This is a genomic window from Variovorax paradoxus (assembly GCF_009755665.1).
GTDB lineage: Bacteria > Pseudomonadota > Gammaproteobacteria > Burkholderiales > Burkholderiaceae_C > Variovorax > Variovorax paradoxus_G.
The window spans coordinates 4,514,631-4,531,592 of the sequence record NZ_CP046622.1 but is presented as its reverse complement, the minus strand read 5'-3'; the positions used below and the strand labels follow the sequence as shown (position 1 = coordinate 4,531,592).

Below are 16,962 nucleotides of genomic sequence, written 5' to 3'. Positions count from 1 at the left end.
AGGCATCGTAGACCCTGCCGCTACGTGAGGGTCAAGCGGCGCTAGAGCGAATCTTTCAGGTGCGCACGCAGGCGGCTGATGGCCTGGGCGTGCAGCTGGCACACGCGCGACTGGGTCACTTCCAGGATGGCGCCGATCTCGCGCAGGTTCAGTTCTTCTTCGTAGTACAGGTTCAGCAGCAGCTGGTCGCGCTCGGGCAGGGCGGAGATGGCGTCGACCAGCTCGTGGCGAAAACCGGCCTCGAGCAGTTGCGCCAACGGGTCGTCGTCGGCGCCGGGGCGGCCGCCGCGCGCCTGGCGGTCGAGCCAGGGGTTGTCGGATTCGCCTTCCTGCGCAAAGTCTTCGACATACAGCAACTGGCAACCCTGGATCTCCTGCAGCAGCGACTGGTAGTCGTCCAGGTCCATCTTCAGTTCCTTGGCGATCTCCCCTTCGGCGGCGGGCCGGCCCAGGCGGTGCTCCAGTGACTGGATCGCCTGCTCGACCTTGCGGGCCTGCTGGCGCAGGTTGCGAGAGCCCCAGTCGCTTGCGCGCAGTTCGTCGAGCATGGCTCCGCGGATTCGTTGGCTCGCAAAGGTTTCGAACTGCGCGCCGCGGTTGTCCTGGTAGCGGGTAGAGGCGTCCAGCAGGCCGATCATGCCGGCCTGGATCAGGTCGTCGAGCTCGACGCTGGCGGGCAGCTTGGCCAGCATCTGGAGCGCCATGCGGCGCACCATGGGCTGGTGCTGCTTCAGCAGGTGAGACTTCTCAATATTGCCCTGAGCGGTGTACACGGCCTTCCCTTTCCTCATGTGCTTGTTGCGGCGCCAGTGCCTCGGGCTGCCACGGCGCCGGCTCCGCGTCCCGCGAGCGAACCGAGGGACGCCACGGCCATTGCGCAACGTCGGCGCCGATGACACGGAAATCCACCGCCGCCGGGCTGGTCGGGAACGCCTCGACGACGGTCCGGCGCAGGCGCCTTGCATCGCTCAGGTGCGGATCGGCGCGCACCCAGCCCGCGGCGTGCATCGAAATCGCCAAGTAGCGGCTACCCGTGTCGATCAGGTTGGCCATGAGCCGCCGGGCCGCGTCGGGCTCGGCAACGCCGTTGACCAGCAGCCGCAGTTGGTGCAGCGCGTGCGCGTAGTGCAGCCGCTTGATGCCCGAGTAGGTGGCGGTGATGGACGCGGGGTTGGGCTGGAGCACCACCACCAGGTCGTCCGCCAGCCGCGCCAGCGGCGACAAATGGCCGGCACTGTCGAGCGCCGCGTCGATCAGCACCACGTCGCCCTCCCAGAAAAGACGCGGGTCGACGTGGTCGGGCTGAGCGCCCGGCACCGCCGGCAGCACATTGACGCCGCACTCGGCGCGCGCGGCCGCGCCTTCGCAGGTGAGCCGCCGGGTGGCGACGTCGGCCAGCGTTCCGAGCGGATCGACCGCCCATGCGCCGCGAACTGAATTTGCGCTCGCCTTGTGCTCGTCGAGCAGCAGCACGTCCTTGCCCATGTGGGCCAGGGCCGCGCCCAGGTTCATTGCCGCGGTGGTGGCACCCTGTCGGCGCTCCATGCCCGCGATGGCGATGAGCCGCACGGACGATCGCGCGAGCAGCCGCCGCAGTCCGTCGGCTTGATCCGGCACCAGCTTGCTCACGTGTCCAGCGCCTCCAGCAGGAAGAACAGCTTGCCCATGCCTGCATACAACACGTTGCCCGAGAGGGGCCGGCCGGGCCGCGCCGGGCGGCCGGTCAGCTGGCCCAGCAGTGCGCGCGTGCGGCCGGCCCAGTCGCCATCTGCCTGCAGCAGCCGCCACACCGTGGTGGTGATCTGGCCGGCGATGAGCAGGCGCTTCATCATGTGCGGATCGCCCGCCTCGCCGAGCCCGCCGATGACCGAGAGGCCTTGGCGCAGCAGGCGGAAGCAGGGCTCCGCTTCGGCGGACCAGGCCTGCCATTGCGCAAGCTGCCGCACGGAAACTTCCTGGCCGACGTTGGAGAGCGCGTAGGTCTGCGCCAGCACCTTGCGGCTGCGCGGATCGGTGATGCGGGTGACCACGCAGCGAAGGCCGGGCGGGCCGCCGTCGGTGCGCAGCGTGATGTTGGCCTGGGCTTCAGACTGCAGTGCGGGGCGGCCTTTGAACGTGACCGGCCGTTCTTCGCCGAACGAGAAGTCCAGGCCGGTGAGGGTGGCGTATTCGCCGGTGCGCGGATCGATCACCGCGGTGGACCCGGGTGCGCGCGCGAGCCATTGCTGGCGCTGCACTTTCCACTGCAGCATGAGTTCGGCCGCGGGCAGACGCGACAGCACGTGCACCACGGTCTTGCCGAAGTCCTGCTGGCGCAGCCACTGCACTTGCCGCACGCCCGGCCTGCGCGTGGGGTCGGCGGGGTTGCGGGCCGTGCCGGTGGAAAGCCACTGGTTGGGCGCGGCCAGCGGCATGCCGGTGCGGTCCGAAAGCAGCAGGCTGCCATGGCATTGATAGGCGTCGCCGCCTTCGTCCGACTTGAGGCTCACCTGGCTCGACAGCGCAAGCAGATGGGTGTCGCAGCCGGTAGCGATCTCGCTCGTGGCGTGCATCATGAGCGCCTGCAGCACCGCCTTGTGGCCGACGTTTTCATCGGCGGCCTGGCGCCAGAGCGCGCGCGACTGCTCGAAGCCGAGCGGGGCGTTCGCGAGCGCGGCCGCGGCGGCCGCCACCTCTTGCGCGTCGTGCGCCATGGCGCGAATCAGCTGGCGGTAACGCAGCCGCTGCCGTTCGGCCTCGGCCTGCGCGGCGGACGCATCGGCGTTTGCGGCAGATCCGTCCTGCATGTCGCTTTCTCCGGGAACGAAGAGCGCGCTGCGGCTGTTGGCCTGGAACACGCTGTCCACCAGCTGGGCGCGGTCGGCTCGCATCAGGTTCTCGGGCACCTTCTGTCCGCTGGACACGTAGTGCACCGGCAGGCGATGACGGATCACGGTATCGATCAGCGCGCCGGGGTGGGTGGCCTCGTCGACCTTGGTGAAGATGCAGCCGGCCAGCTCGTTGCCGCCGCCGTTGCGGTAGGCGTGCACCACTTCGTTGAGCGTGTCGCCATGGCTTGCGGCATTGAGCAGCAGCAGCCGCTTCACGGGCCGCTGGCTGTTGCAGAACATCGCGATCTGGTCGGAGACGGCGCGGTCGCGCTGGCTCATGCCGACCGTGTCGATCAGCACCATGTGCTTGTCGCGCAGGTCTTGCAACACCAGGTGCAGGTCGGCCGCATCCTTTACGGCGTACACCGGCACATTGAGAATCTGGCCGTAGATGCGCAGCTGTTCGTAGGCGCCGATACGGTAGCTGTCGGTGGTGACCAGTGCCAGCTTCTCGGCGCCGAAGCGCATCACGCAGCGCGCGGCGAGCTTGGCCGTGGTCGTGGTCTTGCCCACGCCTGTGGGGCCCATCAGCGCATACACGCCGCCTTGTGCCAGCAGCGCGTCTTCGTCTTCATGCACCGGAAGGGTCCGGATCAGCTCGGAGCGGACGAAGGCCATGCCCTGGGCATAGCTCTGGCCCGTGGGCAGATGCTCCAGCATGGCCTTGGACAGGCGTGCGCTGAAGCCGGCGCCGAGCAGCGTGCGCAGCAGTCGGCCGCGCATCGGGTCGCGGCGTTGCTTGTCGTTCCACACCACGCCGGCGAGCTGTTCTTCGATCATGCAGCGCATCGAGTGCAGCTCCCCGAGCACGCTTTCGACTGCGACGGGGGCCGCCGCGGGTGCAGGCGCCGGCGCCGGGGTGAGCATGAAGGCGGCTGCAGGAGCGGCAACGGGAGCCGCTGCGGGCGCGGGCGTAGGCTGCGCGGCGGGCTGCGCCGCAGGTGCGCTCGCACGCACTTCTTCCACTTCGTCCGGCGCGATGGCGACGATCTCCACGCCTTCGGCAACCACGCGATTGGTCAGCACCATCGCTTCGGCGCCGAGTGCTTCGCGCGCAAGGCGCAGGGCTTCCCGGCTGGTGGGGGCGACGAACTTGCGTGCGCTGGTCCGCACGTCTGTCTGGGTGTTCAAACTCTTCCTCCGATGGTGGCGGTGATCTTGATGTTGCGGGTGTCAGGTATCTCGGCGTGCGAGAGAACCTTGAGTTGACGGAAGCTGCGGCGCAAAAAGCGCGAGAGCAGGACGCGCAGCGAATGCTGGACGACCAGCACCGGTGCAAGGCCCATCTGCTCCTGGCGCGCAATCGCGGCGCGGGTCTGCTGCATGAGGCTGTTGGCAAGGCCCGGCTCGATGCCGTTGTTGTTGGCAAGCGCCTGCTGCAGCACGCTGTCGAGCGCGCCGTCCAGGCCGATGACCTGCAGCTCGGAATCGCCCGGGAACAGCTGCTGCGTAATGGCACGGCCAAGCGCCAGGCGCGTGAGCGAGGTGAGCTCGGCCGCGTCCTTCACGGTGGGCGCGTGCTCGGCCATTACATCGAGGATGGTGCGCATGTCGCGGATCGGCACTTCTTCGTCGAGCAGGTTCTGCAGCACCTTGTGCAGCGTGCTCAGCGAGATGATCTTGGGCACCAGGTCTTCGGTGAGCTTGGGTGCGGTCTTGCCGATCTGGTCGAGCAGCTGCTGCACTTCCTGGCGGCCCAGCAACTCGGCGGCGTTGGTTTGGATGAGGTGGTTCAGGTGCGTGGCCATCACGGTGCAGGCATCGACCACCGTGTAGCCGAGTACCTGCGCCTCCTGCCGAAGGCTGGCGTCGATCCACACCGCGGGCAAATGGAAGGCCGGGTCCTGCGTCGGCGTGCCGGGCAGGGTGCCGGTCACCTGGCCGGGGTTGATGGCCATCCACTGGTTGGGGAAGGCCTCGCCGCGGCCGATCTCGACGCCCTTCAGGCTGATGACATAGGTGTTGGGCGCAATCTCGAGGTTGTCGCGGATGTGCACCACCGGCGCCAGAAAGCCGATCTCTTGCGCGGTCTTCTTGCGGATGCTCTTGATGCGGCCCAGCAGTTCGCCGTTCTGCGTCTGGTCCACCAGCGGAATCAGGCGGTAGCCGACTTCCATGCCGAGCGGATCGACCAGCGCCACGTCGTCCCAGGTTGCCTCGGGCGCTTCCGCCGCTGGTGCGGCAGCGGCCTGCGCCGCGGCGGCTTGCTCGGCCGCGGCCTGCGGGGCGCGCTTGAGAAGGCGCCGGCCCAGCCACGCCAGGCCGCCCGCGATCAGCAGGAACGCCAGATTCGGCATGCCGGGAATCATCCCCATCAGGCCGATGATGCCGGCCGTGAGAAAGAGCACTTGCGGGTTGGAGAACAGCTGGCCGGTCAGTTGGCCGCCCACGTCTTCGTCGGTGGTCACGCGCGACACGATGACACCCGCGGCGGTGGAGATCACCAGCGCCGGAATCTGCGCCACCAGGCCATCGCCGATCGCCAGCAGCGTGTAGGTCTTGCCGGCGCTGCCGAAGTCCAGGCCGTGCTGCACCATGCCGACCACCAGGCCGCCGATGATGTTGATCACCATGATCAGGAGGCCGGCCACCGCGTCGCCGCGCACGAACTTGCTGGCACCGTCCATCGAGCCGTAGAAGTCGGCTTCCTGCGCAACTTCCTGGCGGCGCTTGCGCGCCACGTCTTCGCCGATGAGGCCGGCGTTCAGGTCGGCGTCGATCGCCATCTGCTTGCCGGGCATGGCGTCGAGCATGAAGCGCGCACCCACCTCGGCAATGCGCCCCGCGCCCTTGGTGATCACCATGAAGTTGATGAGCACCAGGATGATGAACACCATCACGCCGACCGCGAAGTTGCCGCCCACCAGGAAGTGGCCGAAGGCCTCGATCACCTTGCCGGCCGCGTCTGGCCCCGTGTGGCCGTGCATCAGCACCACGCGGGTGGAGGCCACGTTGAGCGACAGCCGCAGCAGCGTGGAGAACAGCAGCACTGCGGGAAAGGCCGCGAAGTCCAGCGCCTTCATGGTGTACATGCTCACCAGCAGCACCATCACCGACATTGCGATGTTGAAGGTGAACAGCAGGTCGAGCAGGAAGGCCGGCAGCGGCAGCACCATCATGCTCAGGATGAGCACGATCAGCACCGGGCCGGCAAGGCCCTTCCATTGGGTTCCGGAGAACAGTTGCGCCTGCAGGCGGGTCAGCGTGGCGTTCATGCGGCGTCCAACGAGTATTCGAGCGAGTCGGGAATGGGCAGGTCGACGGGCGTGCGCGGCGCTTCACCGCCTTCGCTCTTCCAGCGCTTGAGCTGGTAGACCCAGGCCAGCACTTCGGCCACCGCGGTGTAAAGGCCGGCCGGAATTTCGTCGCCCAGTCGGGTGTGCTTGAACAGCGCGCGCGTGAGCGGTGGCGCCTCCAGAATGGCAACGTTGTTCTCGCGTGCAAGCTCGCGGATGCGCGCGGCGATGAGGTCGCTTCCCTTGGCCACCACGCGCGGGGCGCGCATGTCATGGTCCACATACTTGAGCGCCACCGCAAAGTGCGTGGGGTTGGTCACCACGATGTCGGCCTTGGGAACCTCGGCCATCATGCGGCGGCGCGCCATCTGCTGTTGCTGGCGGCGGATCTGCGCCTTGATGTGCGGGTCGCCTTCGCTTTCCTTGTGCTCCTGGCGCAGGTCTTCGCGCGACATGCGCAGCTTGCGGTGGTAGCTCCACAGCTGATAGGGCACGTCGATGAGGGCCACCAGCAGCAGCGCGGAGGCAATCAGGGCACAGTTGCGTGCCACCAGGGCGATCATCTGCGGCAGCGCGGAGCGCTCCGACTGCGCCATGAGCGCATTGACCTCGTCGATGTTGCCCATGATCACCAGCCAGGCCACCCAGCCGATCAGCAGCGACTTGGCCAGCGCCTTGATCAGCTCCGACAGCGCCTGCGTCGAGAACATGCGGCCGATGCCGGCAATCGGATCGAGCTTGTTGAACTTGGGGCCGATCGCCTTGGCTGAGAACAGCCAACCGCCGAGCATCATGGGGGCGACCACGGCGGCCACCACCATCATGCCGAACAGCGGTGCCAGCGCGATCAGCGCCTCGTACGCCATGAGCCCGGCGCGCGCCATCATGTAGGAGGGGTCGAACGCCGAAGCCCGGTCGAAGTGCATGCCCTGGGCGAGCGCGCCGCGCAAGGTACCGCCGAGCGAGCCGGCAGTGAGCCACAGGCCGGCGACCGCCGTGCCCAGCATTACGAAGGTGACCAGCTCCCGCGACCGGGCAACGTCCCCCTCCTCGCGGGCCTTTTCAAGGCGCTGCGGTGAGGCGGGTTCCGTTTTTTCGAGGTCGCTTTCTTCAGCCATTCATGCTCCGGGCGAGCCTTGGCGAGAGATCGCCTGCTCATGGCTGTAGATTGTTCGTTTTCAGGGCTCCGGACAATTGATCGATCAGGGCGGGCATTTGCCCCCTGCTTGGGTGATCGGCCCACCAACCAGATAACTAGCGCTCTAGGGACTGTCGTGATATTTCGCACGAGATTGGTCGAGGCAGGTCAGAAGGTAGCCACGCGGCGAGAGTCGTAGGGAGTGGTGAGTCACGGCGGCCTTCCTAAATCTCGTGGCCGGCGGACCACAGCCGAACCGCGCCAACGACAACTTAATGACTCATCGCCATGCCCCGGCGCGTGAGATATGTGGCGCTTCCAACCTGAATCTGTGAGCACTCAGATTCCTTGACATTCCTTACAGCAACGCGCACCCAGAATCCGGGCCTGCCGACGTAGACGTCGGCAATTCAACATGCCGCGTCCGCGCCGCGTGTTGCCGCTGTCACAGGAACGATCAGGGAAGAAAAACGCCATGAATAAAAAATGCAATCGGGTCATTTGGAGCGCGGCGCGCGCGATGCGGGTTGTCGTTCATGAGGCGGCGGCCACCACCGGCAAAGGCTCCTCCAAGGCCACCTCGATCACCAAGGGCGCGCTTGCCGGTGCCGCTGCCTTTGCCCCGATGCTCGTGGGTGCCGCGCTTGCAGGCATGCTGTCAGCCTCGCCCGCTCAAGCCCAGATCGTCGGTGCCCCCAACGTTCCCGGCAACCTGCGGCCCACCGTGATGGTCGCACCCAACGGCGTGCCGCTCGTCAACATCCAGACGCCCAGCGCCGCCGGTGTCAGCAGAAATATATTCAACCAGTTCAATGTGGCCCCCAACGGGGCCATCCTGAACAACAGCAGGGTCAATGTAGCCACGCAGCTCGGCGGCATCGTCCAAGGCAATCCGTATCTCGCGACCGGCCCCGCACGCATCATCGTCAACGAGGTGAACGGCGGCAGCCCGAGCCAGCTGCGCGGCTACATCGAAGTCGCGGGGCAGCGTGCCGAAGTGATCATCGCCAACCCTGCGGGCATCAGCATCAATGGGGGCGGCTTCATCAACGCGTCTCGCGCCACGGTGACCACGGGCACGCCGCAATTCAACGCCATCGGCGGCCTCGACAGCTTCCTCGTGCGCGGCGGCACCGTCACCATCGATGGCGCGGGCCTCGATGCCAGCAAAGCGGACTACGCGGCCATCCTGGCTCGCGCCGTGCAGCTCAATGCAGCCATCTACGCCACCGATCTCAAGGTGGTCACAGGCGCGAACCAGGTCAGCGCCGATCACAGCCAGATCACGCCAACCGCCGGCACCGGAACGGCGCCCACCTTTGCCCTGGACGTGGCCGCACTCGGCGGCATGTACGCCGGCAAGATCACGCTCATCGGCACTGAGGCCGGCCTGGGCGTGCGCAATGCCGGCAGCATTGGCGCCAGCAACGGCAATCTCATCGTCACTTCAGCGGGAAGATTGGAGAACACCGGCACCCTCGAAGGCACGCGCGTCGAGCTCGCCAGCGCCGGTGACATCGACAACCGCGGCGGCACGATCCGCCAGACCAGCAGCGTGGGTCTCGCGATCTCCGCACCGGTGCTGTCCAACACGAACGGCGGCATCATCGGTGCCGAACCGGCGCCTGTGCCCACGGCGGGCTCGGGCGGCGGTGCAAACACTGGCGGCACCACCAGTCCAAGCACGCCCACGGCTGGAACGGGTTCCACCTCGGGTTCCGGCGGCACAGCCGCACCGGCACCGGCACCGTATGTGCCCACATCGCCCGGCACCCTCACCGCGGCAGGCGCCATCCTCAATGACGGCGGCAGAATCTACGCTGGTGGCCCGGTCACGCTGAACACGCCGCAGATCAACAATGCGGGCGGTTCGCTGTCGGTGGCCAGCATGGCGGTCACGGGCCCGACCTTCAGCAACGCGGGCGGGACGCTCAATGTCAGCAACAGCTTCAGCGCCAACGTGGGCCAACTGGACAACACCGGCGGGACGCTGAACGCGGGCAGCCTGAACATTGCGACCACGGGCGATCTGGTCAATGTCGATGGCACGCTGACCAGTGCGTCCGACGCCACGCTGACGGTGGGCGGCCAGGCCGACAACACGCGCGGGACGATCTCGGCCACGGGCGCACTGACCGCGAACGTGGCGGGCGCACTGAACAACACCGCCGGCACGCTGGCCTCGAACCAGGCCCTGACCGTCACCGGCCAGTCCCTGAACAACAGCCAGGGCTCGCTCCAGTCGGCCGGCGGCAACGTCCAGGCCACCATCGGCCAGCAGCTGTTGAACACCGACGGCCGCATTGCCAGCGGCGCCAACCTCACTATTCAGACTGGCAGCCTTGACGGCACCAAGGGATCCCTGCAAAGCACGGGTGATCTGAATGGCACGGCGGCTCAGGGGTTGACCTCCACAGGCACCAACGCCGCCGGCGGCAACCTGGCGTTGCAAGGCGCCTCCGTCGACCTCTCCGGCAGCCAGACCGGCGCCGCGAACATCGCCGTCACCGCCATGGAGGGCAACGTCACCACCAGCGGCGCGACCGTGGCCACGCCCGGCACCTTGGCCATCACGGCCAACAGCAACCCAGCGCAAGCCCTCGTAAACGACGCCGGCCAGTTGAACGCCGGCCAGCTGCAGCTCAACGTCGCGAACCTCGCCAACACCAATGGCGGCGAGATCGTGCAGACCGGCACCGGCGCGACCACCATCGCGACCAGCGGCACCCTGAACAACGACGGCGGACGCATCGCCAGCAACGGCCGGGACCTCACGCTGCAAGGCGCGAGCATCACCAGCAACGCGGGCAGGATCGAGCATGCCGGTAGCGGCACGCTGACCGTCGCCGGTGGCAGCTATAACGGCACCAACGGCCAGATCACGACGAACAACGCGCTGGTGGTTGCCATGTTGGACGCCTTCAACCAGGACGGCGACAAGGCCGCGACCGGCGCGAAGCAGATCACCATCGCTGCCGGCTCCTTGAGCAATCGCGGCGGCCAGATCGTCCAAACCGGCGCCGATGCCACGCGGATCACGGTGGTGGGCGCACTCGACAACGCCACCGGGACGATCGCCAGCAACGGCAACACAACCGTCGCGGCCGTCAGCCTGGCCAACCAGGGCGGCACCATTCGGGCTGCCGAGACCTCCGATCTCGGCCTGACCGTGGGCGGCTTGCTCGACAACAGCAACCAGGGCGTGATCGGCGCGGGCGGCAGCACCAGCATCACCGCCAGCAGCCTGAACAACAACGCCGGCAGCGTGACCGCGGTCGGTGATCTGAACGCCGCCTTCAACGGGGCGGCCTCGAACGTGGGCGGCACGCTGGCGGCGAACGGCAATACGACATTGATGGCAGTCAGTCTGGACAACAGCGGCGGGACGGCCGCGGCCGCCACCGGCAACCTGAGCGTCACAACCTCGGGTGCGACGACGAACAACGGCGGCAGCTTGCAGGCCGGCAGCGCGACCACGCTGCTCAACAGCGGCCTGAGCAATGTCGGGGGCAAAGTCTTCGGCAACAGCCTGTCGGCGGACACGCATGGCAATGCACTGGACAACAGCGCAAAGGGCACATTGGCAGCGACCGCCGCCGTCGACGTGAGGTCCGGTGCGCTGAACAACGACACAGGCCTGGTGCAAAGCGGCGCCGCCATGACCATCAGTACGAATGGTCAGGTGCTCATCAATACCAACGCGGCCGGCTACACCAACGGGCAAGGCGGCATTTCCAGCGGTGGAACGCTTGCGCTGACCACCGGAACGGTCAACAACAACGCCGGCTTCATCGGCGCCAAGAACGCATTGGTCGCCGACACGCAGGCCTTCTCCAACACGGGTGAAGGCAAGGTGCTCGGACAGTCCACCGTGGCCATCGACACCAACGGAGCAGGCTACGACAACAGCGGCGGCCAGACGCTGGCCATCGGTGATCTGGGCATCAATGCCGGCAGCATCACAAACACCAGCGGCCTCGTCCGGTCGATCGGCACGACGACGCTGAACGCCGGCACCATCGTCAACACGAACACATTGGGCACTGACCAGGGCATCGAAGGCAAGAACGTGGCCATTGGCGCTGGGGACCTGAACAACACCTCGGGCGCCATCCGCGCCGATGTCAATGCCACCCTCACCAGCGGCGGCACTGTCAACAACACGAACGGATTGATCTCAGCCGGCAATGAACTGGGCATTCTCGATCCGAACCGTGCGAACCCCGCTGCCAAGACGCTGAACGTGATCAACACGGGCGGCACCTTGGTCGCCGGCACGGCCGCCGCACTCGGCGCAGACGGCAAGCAGATTGCTGCTTTCGGTAAATTGGAGGTCGACGCCAAAAGCTTCAGCGGCGACGGCACGACCGTCGGCGTCAACGACCTGAGCATCGCACTCGCGCAGGACGTGACGAACAAAGCCGAGGTCAAGGCGGGCGGCAATCTGACCTACGCGACCACTGGCAAGCTGACCAACAACGGCAAGCTGCTCGCGGGCGGCACAGTCACCGCCAGCGGCAACGAGCTCGACAACACCGTGACCGGCGAGATCACGGGCGACACCACCATCGTCAGCGCAGCCAGTACGCTGACCAACCGGGGACTGATCGACGGCTACAACACGCAGATCAACGGTGGCACGGTCAACAATCTGGGAACGGGGCGCATCTATGGCGACATCGTTTCGGTCGCAGCAGGCACGCTGAACAACGACAGCGAGGGCGTCGGTAGCGAGACCAGAGCGGGCACCATCGCCTCGCGCAATACCTTGGACATTGGGGCCCAGACCATCACCAACCGCGAGCACGCGCTGCTCTTCAGTGCCGGCGACATGTCCATCGGCGGTGGCCTGGACGCCAACCGCCAGGCCGTTGGCAAAGGAGGCACGCTCAACAACCTGAGCGCCACGGTCGAATCGCTGGGCGACATGTCCATTGCGATGGGCCAGATCAACAACTTCGACAACCATTTCGCCGTGGTGCGAACTAGTACTGGCCCTGTCCTCGACAAGCAGACCATCACCCCTCTGGGCGGCATCGAACTCCCGGCCAACCAGTTCGTGCTGGACCGTGGCGGCCGGATCTGGACCACCATCGTGAACGGCCAGGTGCTCAGTGGCAGCGGCTGGATCGAACGCAACTACACGACCACCACCGAAGTAGACCAGGCCGCCAATCCACCCGATCCGGGCCGCATTTATGCGGGCGGCAAGCTGAGCATCGACGGCAAGCTGCGCAACCGCGACAGCCAGGTGATGGCGGGGCCGCAGTCTACGTTTGATCCTGCGGACATCGACAACACCCCAACCCAGGGCCAGCGGGTCGTGACTGTCGGCGGCCTGCAATCCTATGCACCACCCGAGAAGGGCAGCCAAGTCATCGGCAGCTTCATCCCAGAGCAAAAGTCGATCTACACCATCGACTTGGGATCGAGCTGCTTCAACGATTGCACCAGTGTGACGCCCTCGAGCACGAAGCCGAACGCCGTTCAAGGCACCGTGGTCAGCGACCGGCCCGCCATGGCCGGCGCGGTGACGGCGGGTACGCGAGCACGCGCCATCGTCGAGGTGCCGTCGGCGGTCGGAGGCTCCGTCAAGACGAGCGGCAATACCGCCAATGGCGCGGGCGCCGCGGACTCGGGCGGCACCGGCACCATCGCGCTGGTGGTGCGCACCAGCCTGCCCAACACGACGGTTCCCACCACCAGCCTCTTCGGCATTCACGCCGGTCCTGGCGGCTACCTGATCGAGACCGATCCGCGCTTTGCCAATTACCGCCAATGGCTCAGCAGCGACTACCTGCTGAACAGCCTCGGGCAAGACCCGAACAACATCCTCAAGCGCCTGGGCGACGGCTTCTACGAGCAGAAGCTCATCCGCGAACAGGTGGCCCAGCTCACGGGCTACCGCTTCCTGGAGGGCTATTCCAAGGACGAAGACCAGTACACCGCCCTGATGAATGCAGGGGTGACTTTCGCGAAAGAATACGGCCTGCGCCCCGGTATCGCGCTGACGCCGGCACAGATGGCCCAGCTCACCAGCGACATCGTCTGGCTGGTGGAACAGGCCGTGACCTTGCCCGACGGCACGACGCAACAGGTGCTGGTGCCGCAGGTGTATGTGCGCGTACAGCCCGGCGACATCACGGGCTCGGGCAGCGTGCTGTCGGCCGACCGGATGATCATCAAGGGCAAGGGCGACCTGACCAACAGCGGCACCATCGCCGGGCGCACCCTGGTTTCCATCAACGCCGACAACATCAACAACCTTGGCGGCCGCATCGCGGGCGGCAGCGTCGCGCTGGATGCCACCAATGACATCAACAACATCGGCGGCACCATCACCGCGGCCAACTCCGTGTCACTGAAGGCCGGACACGACATCAACATCGACACCACCACCAGCGCACAAAAGGGCTGGCTGGCCAACAAGACCAACATCGACCGCGTCGCGGGCGTCTACGTCACCAATCCTGGCGGCACGCTGGTCGCGAGCGCGGGCAACGACGTGAACGTGATCGGCGGCATCCTGTCGAACAAGGGGCCGGGCAGCGTCACTTCCGTGACGGCTGGCAAGAACATCAACCTGGGCACCGTCACCGAATCCAGCAGCCGGTTGTCGATCTTCAACTCGGGCACCTACCACGGCGATGCTTCCAGCAAGGAAACCGGCAGCACCATCGTCGGCAACGGCACCGTGTCGCTCAACGCCAAGGGTGGTGACATCAATGCGCGGGCGGCGACGCTGGATTCCGGCGGCGGGTTGCTGAGTCTTGCCGCGACGGGGGACATCAACATCATGTCGGGCGTCGAAACGCATGCCACCATGGGCGCCGGCCAGTCGACCAAGAAGGGGTTCCTTAAATCCACCACCAACAGTGTCTCGGGCCAATCCGAAACCACCGCCAGCATCGGCAGCAGGCTGTCGGGCCAGACCATCGATTTGTCGGCGGGGCGCGACATCAACGTCGTGGGCAGCGACATCGATGCGCGCGGCGATGCAAGCCTCAAGGCCGAGCGCAACGTGAACATCGTGTCTGCGGTGCACAGCGCTTCCGGGAGCCTGGACCGCTCACGCGCAATCAAGGGCTTCATCGTTCCGAAGCCGGGCGGTTCCAGCATCGACAGCGGAATTCGCTACGAGCAGCATGCCGAAGTTTCGAGCCAGGTCGAGCGGGCCTCCAATGTCAGGGCCGGCGGCAACCTGGGCGTCAAGGCCGGCGAGCAGGTCAATATCTACGCCAGCAATCTCAGCGCCGGTGAAGACCTGAAGATCTCGGGCAAGGAAGTGACGGTCCTGAGCGGCGTAAACCAGGAACACAAGGAACTCGGCAGCAAGACTTCCAAGCAGTCCATCGGCACGATGGGCAATTTCAAGCGCTTTGGCAAGGGCATGAACGGCAAGGAGAGCGTGACCAATCGACTGGACCAGAGCACGCTCGCGGCAGCCACGCTGACCGGCAAGAACGTCTCGGTCATCGCCACCGACGGCGATCTGACGCTGGGCGCTACGCGCATCAAGGCAGAGGAAGCTGTGGCACTGAATGCCCCCAAGGGGGCCGTGAACTTCGACGTGGTCAAGACGGGCCTCGAACTGGGCCAGAGCCGGGGCGAGAGCGACCCGATGTACCAGCGCACGCGCGACACCGGTGCGCATGTTGAAGCCGCGAACTACACCCAGATCGAGAGCAAGACCCTGACCCTGGACACCCCGACGGTGAACGTGCAGGTGGGACAGAACGCGATCAAGGGGCCGGGCGACATCTATGTCGCACAACAAACCATCGAGCAGGTGCTGCAGGGCCAGCGCAACCAGCCCGGCATGGGGTGGTTGAACCAGATCCAGAACGACCCGGCGCTCAACAAGGTGCCGATCAACTGGCAAGGCGTGCCGCTGGAGCAGCGCCAGTGGGCGGAGAGCCAAGGCAGCCTGACCGAGGCTGGCGGCGCGGTGGTGGCGATTGTGGCGACGGTGCTGACCTGGGGAGCGGCCAGCGCGGCTGGCGGCGCGGTTGGCGGCGCGGTGGGTGGAACCTCGGGCGTTGTCGTCGGGGCCGCGGTAGGCGCCGGTGTATCGAGCATCGCCGCGCAAGCCGCGGTGGGCCTGATCAATCACAACGGCAACATCAGTGCCGTATTGGAAGATTTAGGTTCTAGCCGAGGAGTAAAGACAATTCTCGCGTCCATGCTATCTGCTGGAGTAGGGGCCGCCTTCCCGGCTAGCAGCGGCTTGACCGGCGTGGCAATTCAAGCCACCGCGGGCTGCGCGACTGGAGAGTTGACAGGACAAGGTTGCGCCCGGGGAGCGGCGACAGCTGGACTAATTGCCGGCTTGCAAGCAGCCGGATACTATCTCAGACAAGATCAAATTCGCAGCTCGCAGTTATTTCAGGGCGTCGTTGACGAAAACGGAAATATCCTGACGAACACCTCTGGATCCAGCGTCGGAGTTAATGGGGATGGGATAAAAATCGGCGGCAACCGGGTTGATGTTCGTCAATTGTGTGGCGTCGCGGGTATTTGTACCGATTTCAAGATCGATCCGGCGGGGGCCTCGGAATGGTATAGCCCAAGCGACAGTCGTGTTCATCTGCAGCCTGGCATCAATCTTAGCTCGGTGATCGCATCGAGTCCGGGCTTGGCGCCGAGTCCATTGGGTGGCCTGCAAGGAGGTCTGGCGTCGATTAACGGCATCCCTTATGCCCGAGGCAGCTTCTTGGACAATTTGGTCGAGTCTTTCGCTGGCCCTCATGACTTTTTGAATGCCGTGCATTATTACGACGAGCTTGGAAATAACATTCAAAATGGCGCCTCAGGAGTTTGGAATGTTGTAGATTTGCTTCCGGCCATGCCAGTTGGATTGGCCACTTTGGCCTCTCAGTACCCTGGCGTCTGGCAGGCAATGGTGAATGGCTACAATGCCGAAAGAAATGATGAGAAATACTAACTTAATGCCAATTCTAACTTGGAAGTTAAAAGATGAAAAAACTCATTAAGGCATTTTCTCTTGGCATTTTGCTAGTTTCCGGATCTTTGTTGTACGGGTGTGGAGTCGTGCGAGGCGTGACGGCAAACGATTTGGACTGGAATCCGCCCAAATTTATCGCAGATCAGTGTCCTGATTTAAGTGGGGACTACACATTTACGATCACCCGCTTGTCTAATGGGGGCTACGCAACAGATCTGCTTAAAACCTATGCGGGTTCCATATATATGCTTTGGAGAACCGCGAAAATTGATCCGGGTACCGGGCGACCTCGGCAACCACTAACTATTGATGATCTTCCGGATTTCCAATCTTATTATCTTGAGGTTGCCTTAAAAAAGGAGGAAGAAAATCGCATCAATAACGTTCTTCATATTGAGCAAACAAAAGATAAATTTATTCAAGGCGGAATTACCAAAACCAGAACGGTTACGCGACTGGGCACCGAAATGTCAGGCTGTTTTGATGGGGCTCTAATTCTAAGAACACTGGAAATAAATGGCGGGCAGGATTTCGTTCCACGTACTGTTTCCTATGGAGAGTTTGAAATTCGAAAGGATGCTGGCGGCGGATTGAAAGTTGCGCAACGAAAGCGCCATAGATCCATTTCCTCTTCAACCGGCCTGCTTGGAGATCGAAAAGAATTGCCCTCGGTGATTCGTATTTATCCGCCGGTCAAATTCTAGAAAAAACTCCGTAAGCGTTGCATCAGGAACCGCAGCGCGACTTCGGGTG

At 64.9% G+C, this 16,962-nt stretch carries 7 protein-coding genes; 2 read left to right on the top strand and 5 right to left on the bottom strand.

Translation table 11 applies throughout. The annotated features are described in order from the left end of the window. Positions 1-41: 41 nt before the first annotated feature. Genes GOQ09_RS21135 through flhB form a run of 5 tightly spaced genes read right to left on the bottom strand, consistent with a single transcriptional unit; the run spans position 42 to position 7,224 of the window. On the bottom strand, positions 42-791 hold the full coding sequence (locus GOQ09_RS21135) for an RNA polymerase sigma factor FliA (protein ID WP_165442110.1): 750 nt from the start codon (positions 789-791) through the stop codon (positions 42-44). Next, a complete protein-coding gene (locus GOQ09_RS21130; protein ID WP_157615430.1) occupies positions 748-1,629 on the bottom strand; it encodes a MinD/ParA family ATP-binding protein in 882 nt (293 codons plus the stop codon). The genes GOQ09_RS21135 and GOQ09_RS21130 overlap by 44 nt, the downstream gene beginning before the upstream one ends. Continuing rightward, entirely contained in the window at positions 1,626-4,001 is a 2,376-nt protein-coding gene (gene flhF, locus GOQ09_RS21125) for a flagellar biosynthesis protein FlhF (RefSeq protein WP_157615429.1), read from the bottom strand. Before flhF ends, GOQ09_RS21130 begins: the two co-directional genes overlap by 4 nt. After that, a complete protein-coding gene (flhA, locus tag GOQ09_RS21120; RefSeq protein ID WP_157615427.1) occupies positions 3,998-6,085 on the bottom strand; it encodes a flagellar biosynthesis protein FlhA in 2,088 nt (695 codons plus the stop codon). Before flhA ends, flhF begins: the two co-directional genes overlap by 4 nt. Continuing rightward, complete coding sequence (gene flhB / locus GOQ09_RS21115; protein WP_157615425.1) at positions 6,082-7,224, bottom strand: flagellar biosynthesis protein FlhB; 1,143 nt, start codon at positions 7,222-7,224, stop codon at positions 6,082-6,084. The genes flhA and flhB overlap by 4 nt, the downstream gene beginning before the upstream one ends. Before the next feature lie 540 nt (positions 7,225-7,764). On the opposite strand from flhB, the gene GOQ09_RS21110 reads away from it, so the two are divergent. Both GOQ09_RS21110 and GOQ09_RS21105 read left to right on the top strand, forming a co-directional pair. Further along, positions 7,765-16,188, top strand: coding sequence for a filamentous hemagglutinin N-terminal domain-containing protein (locus GOQ09_RS21110; RefSeq protein ID WP_242630900.1), 8,424 nt, complete (start codon positions 7,765-7,767; stop codon positions 16,186-16,188). 32 nt (positions 16,189-16,220) lie between these two features. Next, on the top strand, positions 16,221-16,913 hold the full coding sequence (locus tag GOQ09_RS21105; protein ID WP_157615421.1) for a hypothetical protein: 693 nt from the start codon (positions 16,221-16,223) through the stop codon (positions 16,911-16,913). The last annotated feature ends 49 nt before the right edge of the window (positions 16,914-16,962 follow it).